Raw genomic sequence first — 13,571 nt, 5'->3', positions numbered from 1 at the left:
GCGCGCAACACCGGCCCCGCACGCGCCTTGTTGCGGGTGCGGGAGATGCGGTTGGTTGCAATGCAGCAAGCGTGCTACACTCGATCGGCTCAACTATCAGTGCGACTATCGGTGCAACTGCCACGAACGTCAAGACGCGTGCCAGGATGATCAAGCAACGCACATTGAAGTCCAAAATTCGGGCCGTCGGTGTGGGATTGCACTCGGGCGAAAAGGTCGTGCTGACGTTGCGTCCCGCCTCGGCCGACACCGGGATCGTTTTTACGCGCACCGATCTCGATCCGCCGGCGCACGAGCGGGCGCAAGCGAGCTCGGTCGTGGACACGCGGCTCTCCACCTGCATCCAGGTGGGCTCGGCGCGCATATCGACGGTCGAGCACCTGATGTCGGCGTTCGCCGGCCTCGGCATCGACAATGCCTATGTCGACGTGGGCGGCCCCGAGATACCGATTCTGGACGGTAGCGCGGGGCCGTTCGTGTTCCTGATCCAGTCTGCCGGTATCGAGGAGCAGAAGGCGCCCAAGCGCTTCATCCGCATCCTGCGTCCGGTGGAAGTGCGTGACGGCGACAAATGGGCGCGCTTCGATCCCTACCATGGCTTCCGCATCGTCTTCACCATCGAGTATCGGCATCCGGTGTTCGCATCGGGCCAGCAGAGCGTATGTGTGGACTTCGCCGACACTTCGTATATCGACGAGGTGAGCCGCGCACGAACTTACGGCTTCATGCAGGATGTCGAGACCATGCGCGAGCAAGGCCTGGGGCTCGGCGGCAGTCTCGACAACGCCATCGTGATGGACGAATACCGGGTGCTCAACAACGACGGGCTTCGTTACGACAACGAGTTCGTCAAGCACAAGGTGCTCGATGCCATCGGCGACCTGTACCTGCTCGGGCACCCCGTCATCGGCGCCTACTCGGCGCACAAGTCCGGTCACGCGGTGAACAACCTGCTGCTGCGGCAGTTGCTGGCCGAACCCGCAGCCTACGAACAGGTGAGCTTCGGGCGTGGCGAGGCGGCGCCCGCGTTGCTGCAGGCGCGGCTGCAGCCCGTATAGCGGCTGCAGGTTTCGCCGCGCGCGCTCCAACTCGCGCCAGGCACGATGCTGATCGTCATACGGCTGCTCGGCTTTCTCGCCATTGCCACCATCGGTGCGGCGCTGCTTGCCTACGTCATAACGCGCAATCGACGCTGGCTGCGGTTCGCCTTCCAGGTGCTGCGACTCGCGCTGGTCGCCGGCGTGGTGCTGGCGCTGCTCTACATGCTGGAGCGGCTGCTGTAAGCGCGGGCCAGTGTCCTGAGTCCGAGGTTCGTCGCAGCAATCTCGAACATCTGCCCTGAGGCCAAGCGGGCAAAGGTCGAAATCGGCGCCAGACGCAAAGCGAACCACAGCCAGGTTGGACACCTGGCGAGGATTCGCGACAATGTATGGCGTCGATTCTCGGCATCTTTTGCGCGGTGAATTTCGGACTCAGGACACTAGCTGCCGCGCCTGCGCGCGAGGCGTTTCAACGCATCCCGCAAAGGCGAAGGCGGGACGGTGCGCAAAGCTTCCTCGAGGGCGCTCGATGCGGCCGGCGAGAGTCGCATTGCACCTGCGGCCCCGGGACGTTCGACTGCGGCGTCAGCTTGCACTTCGATATGCATTGAATTAAATTCGAGCCCGTGCCGCTTGAAGCCGTCGAGAATCCGGGGCGTCATTTGCCTCAGCTTCGCCGCTACCGCGCCATTGCTGGCGATAATAGTTGCGACGCCCCCGCGAGCCGAACCGACGCGACTGGCTCGGGAAAAAGCGGCGGGCACGGTTTCCAGATAGATTCGCTGCAATTGCTCCAGGCGGCGCGACGCCGCGGCCAGATTGCCGAGAGCGCTATCCGCGCCGAGTATCTCGGATACCTTACGTGCAGGCATGAGCGGCGGGGGGAACGATGAACATCATCCTGGTTTCCAGCCGACGGCCGACGGCCAAGTCCATCACTCTGGGCCGCAGCCATATCGTCGGCGGGTTCGCACTCGTTTTGGCGGCGCTGGTCGTGTTGGCAGTCTTCATCAATTACGCCATGTTGCGTTACGCAGCGCAGTCGCACGATCCACTGTTGTCATCGTTATTCTCCGATACGACGACGCGCGAGGACAGCGAGCGTACCCAGGCGTACGTGCGCGATAACCTCGATGCCATGGCCACCCGCCTGGGCGAGCTGCAGGCCCAGATCCTGCGCCTGGATACGCTCGGTGAACGCGTGGCGCGCCTTGCCGGCTTCAAGCCGCAGGACTTCCTGTTCGAAATGCCGCCGGCCCGCGGCGGCGCCGTATCGCAACTGCCTTCCGACCCGCTGTCGTTCACCGAGCTGGCGCGCCGGCTCGATTTCCTCGCCCGCGAGGTCGACGAACGCGGTGATTCGCTGGGCTTGCTCGATTCGCTGCTTACGGCCGACAACGTGAAGAAGCAGTTGGCTCCCTCGGTGCTGCCGATTCGCGCCGGCACCTATACCTCCGATTTCGGCTGGCGACTCGATCCTTTCAACGGCCGGCGGGCCTTTCACGACGGCGTGGATTTCATGGCCAAGCACGGAACCCCGATCCTGGCCGCGGCTGCGGGGGTCGTGATCGCGTCGGAGTACCATCCTCAGTATGGTAATATGATCGAGGTCGATCACGGCAACGGTCTGGTGACGCGTTATGCGCACTGCTCCAAGCGCCTCTCCCGGGTTGGCGGTGTCGTCATGAAGGGTATGACGATCGGCGAGGTCGGCAGCACCGGCCGGGTGACCGGGCCGCATCTTCATTTCGAGGTGATCCATCACGGCGTCCCGCAGAATCCGGCGCGGTTCCTGCGTCTATCGGGCTAGGCGCCCATGCCGTTGGCAGCAGGGGGTGGGACATGGTCCTCACCCCCTTTTGCGTTCTGGCGCTCGGACTTGCCGGTCCGGCTGCGAACGCGTGCCGGGCGGGCTGCCAGAGAGCCGAAGCAAGGCGTAATCCGAATGATCCCTGCTTTGTTCAAGAAGCTGTTCGGCAGCCGCAACGACCGGCTGCTGCGTCAGTACGCTCACAGCGTGCGCGCCATCAACGCCTTGGAGCCCGCCATCTCGGCGTTGTCGGATGCGGAGCTGCGCGCGAAGACCGAGGCGTTCAAGGTCCGTTGCGGCAACGGCGAGCCGCCCGACAAGCTGCTTCCCGAAGCCTTCGCCGTGGTCCGCGAAGCCGGCAAGCGAGCCCTCGGCATGCGCCACTTCGACATGCAGCTGATGGGCGGCATCGCGCTGCACCAGGGCAAGATCGCCGAGATGCGAACCGGCGAAGGCAAGACGCTGGTCGCCACGATGCCCGCATATCTCAATGCGCTTTCCGGCCAAGGCGTGCACATCGTCACCGTGAACGACTACCTCGCGCAGCGCGACGCCGACTGGATGGGCAAGCTCTACGGCTTCCTCGGCATGACGGTGGGCGTCAACCTGTCGCAGATGGAGCACGACAGAAAGCAGCAAGCCTATGCCTGCGACATCACCTACGGCACCAACAACGAGTTCGGCTTCGACTACCTGCGCGACAACATGGTCTATCAGCCGTCGGAACGCGTGCAGAGGAAGCTCGTGTACGCGATCGTGGACGAGGTCGATTCGATCCTGATCGACGAGGCGCGCACGCCGCTCATCATTTCGGGCCAGGCCGAGGACACCACCGACATCTATCTCGCCATCAACCGCATCGCCCCCAAGCTCGTGCGGCAGAAGGAGGAGAACGCAGACGGGGACTTCTGGGTGGACGAAAAGAACCACCAGGTGATCCTGTCGGAGGACGGACATGCGCACGCCGAGGAGCTGCTGGTCGAGGCCGGCATGCTCACCGAGGGCAGCAGCCTGTACGACGCGCACAACATCACGATGGTGCATCACCTCAATGCGGCGCTGCGCGCACGCACGCTCTTCCACCGCGACCAGCACTACGTGGTGCAGAACGGGGAAATCATCATCGTCGACGAGTTCACCGGGCGGTTGATGCCGGGCCGGCGCTGGTCCGACGGGTTGCACCAGGCGGTCGAGGCCAAGGAGGGGGTGGAGATCCAGCGCGAGAACCAGACGCTCGCCTCGATCACCTTCCAGAACTACTTCCGCATGTTCGGCAAGCTCGCCGGCATGACCGGAACGGCCGACACCGAGGCCTACGAATTTCAGCAGATCTATAGCCTCGAGACGGTCATCATCCCGACGCATCGTTCGATGATTCGCGCCGACAGGATGGACCAGGTCTACCGCACGGCCAAGGAACGTTACCAGGCCGTCATCAACGACATCCGCGATTGCCATGAACGCGGCCAGCCCGTCCTGGTGGGCACGACCTCGATCGAGAATTCGGAGCTGCTCTCCGGCATACTCGATACCGACAAGCTGCCGCACAACGTGCTGAACGCGAAGCAGCACGCGCGCGAAGCCGAGATCATCGCCCAGGCGGGCCGGCCGAAGATGGTCACCATCGCCACCAACATGGCGGGGCGCGGAACCGACATCGTGCTGGGCGGCAATCCCGAGCCCGAGATCAACGCCGTACGCGCCGACGAGGCGCTCGATGAGACCGCGAGGCAGACGCGCATCGATGCGATCCGAAGCCACTGGCAGGAGCTGCACGACCAGGTGGTGAAGGCCGGCGGCCTGCACATCATCGGCACCGAGCGGCACGAGTCGCGGCGCGTCGACAACCAGTTGCGCGGCCGTTCGGGCCGCCAGGGCGATCCGGGATCGAGCCGCTTCTACCTGTCGCTGGAGGATCCGCTGTTGCGGATTTTCGCCTCCGAGCGCGTGGCATCGATCATGGACCGACTCAAGATGCCCGAGGGCGAGGCGATCGAGCATCCGTGGGTCACGCGCGCGATCGAGAACGCGCAGCGCAAGGTGGAGGCGCGCAACTTCGATATCCGCAAGCAGCTGCTCGAATACGACGACGTCGCCAACGACCAGCGCAAAGTCATCTACCAGCAGCGCAACGAGCTGTTGGAGGCGACCGACATCAGCGAAACGCTGCACGCCATGCGCGCCGACGTGGTGAACGCCGTGGTGGCCGCGCACATTGCGCCCGAGAGCCTGGAAGAGCAGTGGGACATCGCGGGGCTGGAGAAGGCGCTCGCGCAGGAGCTGAATCTGCAATTGCCGGTGCAGGAATGGCTGAAGAACGACTCCGACCTCGACGAGGAGAAGCTGCGCCATCGCATCATGGACGCCGCGCACGCGGCTTACGATGCGAAGATCGTGCCGGTGGAACCGGAGGCGATGCGGCATTACGAGCGCGCGATCATGCTGCAAAGCCTGGATACCCACTGGCGCGAGCACCTCGCCCAGCTCGACTATCTGCGGCAAGGGATTCACCTGCGCGGCTATGCGCAGAAGAATCCCAAGCAGGAGTACAAGCGCGAAGCGTTCGAGCTTTTCGCCGACATGCTGGAGCGGATCAAGAACGAGGTCACCAAGCATCTCATGACCGTGCAGGTGCGCACACGCGAGGAAGTCGAGCAGGCCGAGCGGCTGCCCGCGGTCGAGAACGTGCAATATCAGCACGCCGATTACGCCTCCGCGGCCGCTGGTGGGGAAATGGCCGAGGGCGACGACGTGGCCGTGGCGGAAGCGGAGAAACCGCAGCCGTTCGTGCGCCGCAGCGGCAAGGTCGGGCGCAACGATCCTTGCCCGTGCGGTTCGGGCAAGAAGTACAAGCACTGCCACGGGCGGCTGAGCTAGGAGGATCGGCACCATGGCCGTCAATCTCGCCCTACCGGATGCGCGCGCATTGGCTTCAATCGAAGGCGTGACGCTCGGAGTCGCCCGCGCCAACATCCGTAAACCCGACCGCAAGGATCTTCTGATCCTCGGATTGCGAGCGGGCACGACCGTGGCCGGCGTATTCACGCGCAATCGCCTGTGCGCTGCCCCGGTCGTGGTGGCACGCGAGCATCTGGCACGCGAGCATCTGGCACGCGAGCATCTGGCACGCGAGGCCGGCTCGATTCGCGCGCTGGTGGTCAATACCGGCTGCGCGAACGCCGGCACCGGCGCGCAGGGGATCGAGGATGCGCGTGCGGTCTGTGCGGCGGTCGCCGAAGCCATGGGATGCGCGCCCTCGCAGGTGCTGCCGTTTTCGACCGGCGTCATCATGGAGCGCTTGCCGGTCGATCGCATCGTCTCCGGTTTGCAAGCCTGCCGCACGGATCTGCGCGCCGACAACTGGCTGTCCGCCGCGGAAGCGATCATGACCACCGATACGCTGCCGAAAGCCGCATCGCGCAGCGTCGACATGGCGGGCACGGCCGTCAAGGTCACCGGCATCGCCAAGGGCTCGGGCATGATCCGGCCCAACATGGCGACGATGCTGGGTTTCGTCGCGACCGACGCGCCGGTCTCCCCGGCCGCGCTCGATGCGGCAATCGCCCATGCCGTCGAACGCTCCTTCAATTGCATCAGTGTGGACGGCGACACCTCGACCAACGACGCGCTGATCCTGCTGGCGACAGGGACGGCGGAGCTGCCTCGCATCGAGCGCGCTAGAGGCAAGGCGTTCGAGCAGTTGCGCGCCGCGATCACCGAGGTCGCGACCGAATTGGCGCAGGCGATCGTGCGCGACGGCGAAGGCGCCACCAAGTTCGTGACGCTGCAAATCGAAGGCGGAAAGACCATCGACGAATGCCGTCGGGTCGGCTACGCCATCGCCCATTCGCCTCTGGTCAAGACGGCCTTCTTCGCTTCCGATCCGAACCTGGGGCGCATCCTGTGTGCGATCGGTTACAGCGGCATCGACGACCTGGACGTGGATCGGCTCGATCTCTACATCGACGATGTCCACGTCGCCACCGCCGGTGCTCGCCATCCGGAATACGTCGAGGAGGAGGGCAAGCGCGCCATGGCGAAGAGCGAGTTCCTGGTGCGAGTCGACTTGCACCGCGGGGCGCAGCGCGCGACGCTTTGGAGCTGCGATCTCTCGCACGATTACGTGACCATCAACGCCGAGTACCGCACCTGACGCCCTGCGCCGGGCCGGGGAGGCAAGCCCGCGCAGGCTTTCGAATGACCAAGACGAACAGCAGCAACGCACACGAGCTGATGACGCGGGCCGAGCGCCTCATGGAGCGCCTGGAGCTCGTTCTGCCCACGCCGCCGGCCGGGACGGAGTGGAAAGCCGCGATCGCATGGCGCTGGCGCAAGCGCGGCGTGAAAGGCTACCTGCAGCCGATCCCGCAGCCGCACCGCATTCGCCTGGAAGATCTGTGCGGGATCGATCCGCAGAAGCGCCTGGTGGAGCAGAACACGCGCCAGTTCGTGCAAGGGTTGCCGGCGAACAACGTGCTGCTCACGGGCGCGCGCGGCACCGGCAAGTCGTCGCTGGTGAAGGCGCTGCTGAACAAGTATGCGGGCAGGGGGCTGCGCCTGATCGAAGTGGAGAAGCACGATCTGGTCGATCTGGCCGACATCGTCGAGCAGGTCTGCGGCCGACCCGAGCGCTTCGTCGTCTATTGCGACGACCTGTCCTTCGAGGCCGACGATCCGGGCTACAAGGCGCTCAAGGTCGTGCTCGACGGCTCGATCGCTGCAGCGAGCGACAACGTGCTCATCTATGCGACCTCGAACCGCCGCCACCTGATGCCCGAGTACATGCACGAGAACCTGGAGTACCGGCATGTCGACGAGGAAATCCATCCCGGCGAAACGGTCGAGGAGAAGATCTCGCTCTCGGAGCGCTTCGGGCTGTGGGTGTCGTTCTATTCCTTCGACCAGGACGACTACCTCGCCATCGCCGCGCACTGGGTGCGGCACTATGCGCCCGCTGCGGCCATCGACGAGGCGGTGCGCCGCGAAGCGGTGCAGTGGGCGCTCGCCCGCGGCTCTCGCAGCGGCCGCGTGGCATGGCAGTTCGCGCGCGACTATGCCGGCCGCATCGGCATGAAGAAGCGACGCTGACGAGCCTCGTTATCGCGCCCCTCGTCCGTGCCCGCCTCGACGACTTCGCCGGCTACGGCCACCGACCGCGTGCTGCAGGTGGTCGCGGCGGTGGTCGTACGCGAAGACGGACGCTTTCTCCTGGCGCAGCGCCCGGCAGGCAAGGTCTACGCGGGCTATTGGGAGTTTCCCGGCGGCAAGGTCGAGCCCGGCGAGGCGCTTGCGGCCGCGCTTGCGCGCGAGCTCCATGAAGAGCTCGGTATCGAGGTGAAGCAGGCGTATCCCTGGATCACCCGGCATTACGTCTACGCGCATGCAACCGTCGATCTCAACTTCTTTCGCGTGCTCGAATTCCGCGGCGAACCGCATGGGCGGGAGAACCAGGCGCTGGCATGGCAGTCGATCGAGCGCATCGACGTTGCTCCGATCCTTCCGGCCAATGGACCGATCCTCGCCGCATTGCGTTTGCCGAGCGTGTATGCGATCACCGATGCCGCCGGACGCGGCACGGATCGCGCGCTGCACGATCTGGACACGGCGCTGGCGCAGGGGCTGCGCCTGATCCAGGTGCGCGAGCCGCAGTTGAGCCGCTGCGATCTGCGTCGATTTGCCGCAAGCGTGGTGGAACACGCACACGCAGCCGGCGCACGCGTTCTGATCAACGCCGATGTGTCGCTTGCGCAGGAATGCTCGGCCGACGGCGTGCATCTGAAGTCGGCGCAGCTGCGCGCGTTGCGCGAGCGGCCCTCGGCCGCGCTGATCGCTGCCTCATGCCACGACGCGGAAGAGCTCGAGCTTGCGTGCGCCCTGGGCGCAGACTTCGTGGTGCTCGGGCCGGTGGCGCCGACCTTGACCCATCCCGGCGCCGAGGTGCTGGGCTGGGATCGATTCGCGCAGCTCGTACGCGGCTATGCCTTGCCGGTATTCGCGCTCGGTGGCATGCATCCGGACGATATGCAAACGGCATGGCGCGGCGGCGCGCACGGCATCGCGATGCAGCGTGCCGCCTGGGGGAGCTGATCAAACGTCCGAGCGGTCGTTCGGGTCACCGTCGTTGCGCGTTTCGTCCGGCACCCGGTACTGCTCGGTAGCCCACTGGCCGAGATCGATCAGCCTGCAGCGTGCACAGCAGAAGGGGCGGAAACGGCTCTCCGGCCCCCACGGGACCGGAGAGCCGCAGGTCGGACAGGAGACGACGCGCTTGCCGGGCTCGGCCATCGGACTAAAAGCGATCAACAAAACGGGCGCATTGTACCCGCATCGGCCGTGGCGTTGCCTGCGAGGCGAACTGCCCGGCTTGCGAGCGCGCAATGCAAGAACCGCTTTGGGCTTGGCGATGCCTCGTAGCTCCGGGTATGCAGTTCTCCCGCAGCATCGGACATGCTTTCGATCGCAGGCGCAGCCCGCGCCCGGTCAAGATACGGTGCGTTGAGCCCGGGGGTTCTGCGGCGCACTAGCCGCGTCCTGCTCGTCCGACGGAATCGGGGAAACAGGCTGGGCACGCTCGAGCCCGGTCGCCTGCAACACTTCCCGCTCGTCCAGCGACTCGCGCTCGAGCAGCGCCTGCGCCAGTGCGTCTAGCGCATCGCGATGCGCGTTCAGCAACCGTTTCGCTTCGGCGTGGCTCTGGTCGATGATTCTCGCCACCTCGGCGTCGATCGCCTGCGCCGTGTGCTCGCTGAAGGGCTTCGTGCCCGTGAAGGCCTGGCCGCCAAGATAGGGATTGTCGCGTGGTGCGAGCTGGATCAGCCCCAGGTCGCTCATGCCCCAGCGCGTGACCATGCGCCGTGCGAGCGAGGTCGCCTGCTCGATGTCGTTCTCCGCGCCGGTGGTGCGGTCGCCGAAAACGATTTCCTCGGCTGCGCGCCCCCCGAGCATGCCGACGATTCTTCCGCGCAAATAAGATTCCGGGTAGTTGTAGCGGTCGCTCCCGGGGCGCTGGTAGGTGACGCCGAGCGCCTGCCCGCGCGGCACGATCGTCACGCGGCTGACGGGGTCGGCGCCCGGCACCACCAGGCCCAGGATGGCGTGTCCGCCTTCGTGGTATGCGATGCGCTTGCGATCGTCCTCGCTCAACAGGATCGGACGTGCGGGACCGAGCACGATCTTTTCCAGCGCATCGGCGAAATCCTTCTGCCGCACGTGATTCTCGCCGCGCCGCGCCGCCAGCAGTGCCGCCTCATTGACGAGGTTCTTCAAATCGGCGCCCGAAAATCCAGGCGTCGATGCGGCGATTTCCTCCGGGTGGGCGTCGTCGGCGAGCGGAACCTTGCGCGTATGCACCGCGAGGATGGCTTCCCGCCCTCGCTTGTCGGGCAGATTGACGATGACGCGCCGGTCGAAGCGGCCCGGCCGCAGCAGCGCCTTGTCGAGCACGTCGGGCTGGTTGGTTGCCGCGAGCACGATCACGCCTTCGCGGCTGGAAAAGCCGTCCATCTCGGTGAGGATCTGGTTCAGCGTCTGCTCCTGCTCGCTCGAACCGCCGATCGCAACCTGCCCGCGTGCGCGCCCGATGGCGTCGAGCTCGTCGATGAAGATGATCGCCGGCGCGTTGGCGCGCGCTTCCTTGAACAGATCGCGCACCCGCGCCGCGCCCACGCCTACGATCATTTCCACGAACTCGGCGGCGCTCATCGAGAAGAACGGCACGCCGGCCTCGCCCGCGACCGCGCGCGCGAGCAACGTCTTGCCCGTACCGGGCGCGCCGACCAGCAGCACGCCCTTGGGCGCCGTACCGCCCAGACGCGTGTACTTCTCGGGCGCCTTCAGAAAGTCGACGATCTCCACCAGCTCGTTCTCGGCCTCGTCGATTCCGGCCACGTCGTCGAACGTCACCTTGGTTTCGCTTTCCTTGTCGAAGCGGCGCGCCTTGCTCTTGCCGATACCCATGAGCGCGCCGCCCATGCCGCCGCCCTGTTGCGCGGCGCGGCGGAACAGCCAGATGTAAAAGCCGATGAACAGCAGCGCCGGGCCGAATCCGAACAGCAGCGTCAGCAACGGACTGCCGCCCTCCGAGATCGGCGTGGCACTGATCTCTACGCCGTGGTCGATGAGAAAGCGCTCCAGCCCCGGGTCGACGAACGCGGGCAGGATCGTCTCGAAATTGCTCACCTTCCTCGGCTGGTTGGCAACGCCCACCGCATCCGCACGAACCGAACCCGTTGGCAGACATGCGCGGCGGCGAGGCAAGGGGGCGGGCTGTTGTGGGCCGCTTGCGCGCCAGGGTTCGGCGATGGGCGCTTGCTAGAGACTACAGAACGTCAGCTCGAACGGAACGTCGAAATCGGCCGTGCGCGGCCGTTCCCTGCCCGGGCCGGACAGGGTCATGAAGCGGATGTTGAGCGCGTACTTGTTCGCACTGATCTCGGGCACGCAGGCATAGTCGCGCTTCAGCCGTACGCGCAGCATCTGGGCCATGCGTCCGGCCATCATTTGCTGGAATACGCCTTGGGTCGCCATCTGCGCGCTCGACTTGCCGCTTTCGCGCAGCAGCCGCAGCACGATGGTGATCGCGTCGTGAATGGGGCGAAACGGCGCCAGCCACGCTTCCAGGTCGTGACGCCGTTGTTCGGTGTCCTGATTGAGCCAGTAATGATACGAGGGGAGGTCGAATTCGCACACGCCGCCCGGAATGCCGGTGCGCTGCTTGATGCTCATCAGCCACTCGTTGTCGCGCAGGTCCTGGCCGAACTTGCCCGACATCTGGAACAGGCGGGTGGAGGTCTGGTCGATCTCGCGTATCACCTGATCGAGGATGTCGAGCGAGATCGCCGGGTTGTCGCGCAGGCTCTCCAGGCTCTGGCGCTGGCGCTCGAGCTCCTGCAGCAAGTCCGACTTGAGATCGGCCCGGCCAGCGACCTCCAGGATGTCGAACAGCAGAACGAGCGCGACGTGGTTCTCGACCGACTCGGACTTCGCCGTGAAATACCACGCTTTGCGGTACAGGTCTTCCAGGCGCAACAGGGTCCGTACCCGCTCGCTCAGCGGGTATTCATAGCCGATCCGATTCGCGTTGGCTGGCGTCGGCACACTCCTGTCCCCGGATGACATCGCCCTGGTCTTGCCACTCGGCCGCTACCGCAAGCGCCCGAGCGGCACGCTAAGTATGGTTCAATGCCTGCAAAAAATAAAGCTTCAGGGGCGCGCTTCCGGGGCTTTGGCGCCGGGCCGCGACTTGTCCGCAGCCCATTGCAGGTAACGCATGTGCAATCGCTCCACCGCCACCGTGAGCTCGTCGAGCCCTGCATCGTTCACCACCACGTCGTCGGCGAGCGCCAGTCGCGCCGAGCGCGGCGCTTGCGCTTGCACGATGCGCTCCACTTGTTCGCGCGCAAGACCGCTGCGCCGCATGGTGCGTTCGATCTGTATCGCTTCGGGACAATCGACCACCAGCACCCGATCGGCGATGTCGCGATAGGCGTTGGATTCCACCAGCAAAGGGACCACCAGCACCACGTAGGGCGTGCTCGCAGCATGCACCTGCCGGAAGGCTTCGAGCCGGATCATGGGATGCAGGATCGATTCGAGGCTGCGTTTCGCTTCGGGGTCGCCGAATACGAGCGCGCGCATCCGGTCGCGATCGAGGCCGCCGTCCGCCGCCGCAATATCGGCACCGAACCGGGCGACCAGCGCGGGCATCGCCGCGCCGCCGGGCGCGGTGAGGCGGCGAGAGATCACGTCGGTATCCACGACTGCGGCGCCGCGCGCCTGCAACAGGTCGGATACCGCGGTCTTGCCCGAGCCGATCCCTCCGGTGATGATGACGACATAACTCATGGTGCGCTCAGAACAGGTCGAGATAGCGCTCGGTGATCGTACGGCCCCAGAAGAGCGCGATCAAGCCGGCAATGACCAGGTACGGGCCGAACGGGATTGGCATGTCGCGCCCCTGCCGGCGCAGCAACATGAGAACGACGCCGATGAGCGTGCCTACCAGCGACGACAACAGAATGACCAGGGGTAGCGCCTTCCATCCGAGCCAGGCGCCGATCGCCGCCAGCAGCTTGAAGTCGCCGTACCCCATGCCCTCCTTGCCGGTGGCGAGCTTGAACAGCCAGAACACCGACCACAACGCGCAGTACCCGGCCACGGCACCGATCACGGCATCGGCCAGCGTCACCTCGGGCAACAGGTGCAGCAATTGTGCCAGCAACCCTGCCCATACCAGCGGCAGGGTGATGTTGTCGGGCAGGAAGAAGGTATCGAGATCGATGAACGCCAGCGCGATCATCGACCAGGCGAACAGCAGCGCGGCAGCGGCGGTCCAGCCGGGACCGAAATGCCAGCCCACGTAGGCACTGAGCGCGCCGCTCAGCAACTCCACTGCCGGATAGCGTGCCGGGATGCGCATGCCGCACGCCGAGCACTTGCCGCGCAAAGCGAGATAACTCAGGACCGGCACGTTCTCGAGCGCCCGGATGCGGTGATTGCAGCCGGGACAGGCCGATGCCGGCACGATCAGGTTGTAGCGCGGCGTCGCGTTCGGCCTTTCGCCCTCGAGCTCGGCGCACTCTCGCTGCCACTGCCGTTCGAGCATCTTCGGCAGGCGATGGATCACCACGTTGAGAAAGCTGCCGACGACGAGCCCGACGATCGCGCATAGCGCAACGAACGCAACCGGCCGCGCCAGCAGTTCGGCGAGGGCATCCATTCAA

General features: G+C 65.5%; 13 protein-coding genes. 7 read left to right on the top strand and 6 right to left on the bottom strand.

Features of this window, described 5'->3' with window-relative positions; translation table 11 throughout:
- Positions 1–146 precede the first annotated feature (146 nt).
- Together GEV05_08400 and GEV05_08395 are read left to right on the top strand one after the other, a co-directional pair.
- A complete protein-coding gene (locus tag GEV05_08400; GenBank protein MPZ43406.1) occupies positions 147–1,058 on the top strand; it encodes a UDP-3-O-acyl-N-acetylglucosamine deacetylase in 912 nt (303 codons plus the stop codon).
- 45 nt (positions 1,059–1,103) lie between these two features.
- Positions 1,104–1,283 carry a hypothetical protein gene (locus GEV05_08395; protein ID MPZ43405.1) on the top strand — a complete coding sequence of 60 codons (180 nt, stop codon included), beginning with the start codon at positions 1,104–1,106 and terminating at the stop codon, positions 1,281–1,283.
- 197 nt (positions 1,284–1,480) lie between these two features.
- On the opposite strand, the gene GEV05_08390 is transcribed toward GEV05_08395, so the two are convergent.
- The gene (locus GEV05_08390; protein MPZ43404.1) at positions 1,481–1,912 is read right to left on the bottom strand and encodes a DUF721 domain-containing protein; all 432 of its coding nucleotides are present in this window, start codon (positions 1,910–1,912) and stop codon (positions 1,481–1,483) included.
- A gap of 17 nt (positions 1,913–1,929) precedes the next feature.
- Here GEV05_08390 and GEV05_08385 point away from each other — a divergent pair, with 17 nt between their 5' ends.
- The 5 genes from GEV05_08385 to GEV05_08365 all read left to right on the top strand — a co-directional run bounded on the left by GEV05_08385 (position 1,930) and on the right by GEV05_08365 (position 8,937).
- Complete coding sequence (locus tag GEV05_08385; GenBank protein MPZ43403.1) at positions 1,930–2,850, top strand: peptidoglycan DD-metalloendopeptidase family protein; 921 nt, start codon at positions 1,930–1,932, stop codon at positions 2,848–2,850.
- A 135-nt stretch (positions 2,851–2,985) separates the two neighbouring features.
- On the top strand, positions 2,986–5,727 hold the full coding sequence (secA, locus tag GEV05_08380) for a preprotein translocase subunit SecA (protein MPZ43402.1): 2,742 nt from the start codon (positions 2,986–2,988) through the stop codon (positions 5,725–5,727).
- A gap of 13 nt (positions 5,728–5,740) precedes the next feature.
- Positions 5,741–7,003, top strand: coding sequence for a bifunctional glutamate N-acetyltransferase/amino-acid acetyltransferase ArgJ (gene argJ / locus GEV05_08375; protein MPZ43401.1), 1,263 nt, complete (start codon positions 5,741–5,743; stop codon positions 7,001–7,003).
- 44 nt (positions 7,004–7,047) lie between these two features.
- Positions 7,048–7,938 carry a DUF815 domain-containing protein gene (locus GEV05_08370; protein ID MPZ43400.1) on the top strand — a complete coding sequence of 297 codons (891 nt, stop codon included), beginning with the start codon at positions 7,048–7,050 and terminating at the stop codon, positions 7,936–7,938.
- Between the two features lie 27 nt (positions 7,939–7,965).
- On the top strand, positions 7,966–8,937 hold the full coding sequence (locus tag GEV05_08365; GenBank protein ID MPZ43399.1) for a Nudix family hydrolase: 972 nt from the start codon (positions 7,966–7,968) through the stop codon (positions 8,935–8,937).
- Here GEV05_08365 and yacG read toward each other — a convergent pair whose 3' ends face one another.
- The 5 genes from yacG to GEV05_08340 all read right to left on the bottom strand — a co-directional run bounded on the left by yacG (position 8,938) and on the right by GEV05_08340 (position 13,567).
- Positions 8,938–9,135, bottom strand: coding sequence for a DNA gyrase inhibitor YacG (gene yacG, locus GEV05_08360; protein ID MPZ43398.1), 198 nt, complete (start codon positions 9,133–9,135; stop codon positions 8,938–8,940). It lies immediately after the preceding gene.
- A 195-nt stretch (positions 9,136–9,330) separates the two neighbouring features.
- Positions 9,331–11,151, bottom strand: coding sequence for an ATP-dependent zinc metalloprotease FtsH (gene hflB / locus GEV05_08355; GenBank protein ID MPZ43397.1), 1,821 nt, complete (start codon positions 11,149–11,151; stop codon positions 9,331–9,333).
- A 9-nt stretch (positions 11,152–11,160) separates the two neighbouring features.
- The gene (gene zapD, locus GEV05_08350; protein MPZ43396.1) at positions 11,161–11,967 is read right to left on the bottom strand and encodes a cell division protein ZapD; all 807 of its coding nucleotides are present in this window, start codon (positions 11,965–11,967) and stop codon (positions 11,161–11,163) included.
- Between the two features lie 84 nt (positions 11,968–12,051).
- Positions 12,052–12,693 (bottom strand): dephospho-CoA kinase, encoded by a 642-nt coding sequence (locus GEV05_08345; protein MPZ43395.1) that lies wholly within the window; start codon positions 12,691–12,693, stop codon positions 12,052–12,054.
- A 7-nt stretch (positions 12,694–12,700) separates the two neighbouring features.
- On the bottom strand, positions 12,701–13,567 hold the full coding sequence (locus GEV05_08340; protein ID MPZ43394.1) for a prepilin peptidase: 867 nt from the start codon (positions 13,565–13,567) through the stop codon (positions 12,701–12,703).
- Positions 13,568–13,571: the final 4 nt, after the last annotated feature.

The sequence above is a fragment of the Betaproteobacteria bacterium genome (assembly GCA_009377585.1).
Classification (GTDB): Bacteria; Pseudomonadota; Gammaproteobacteria; order Burkholderiales; family WYBJ01; genus WYBJ01.
Note: the sequence above shows the minus strand (reverse complement) of the source record. Positions and strands in the feature narration are given on the sequence as shown.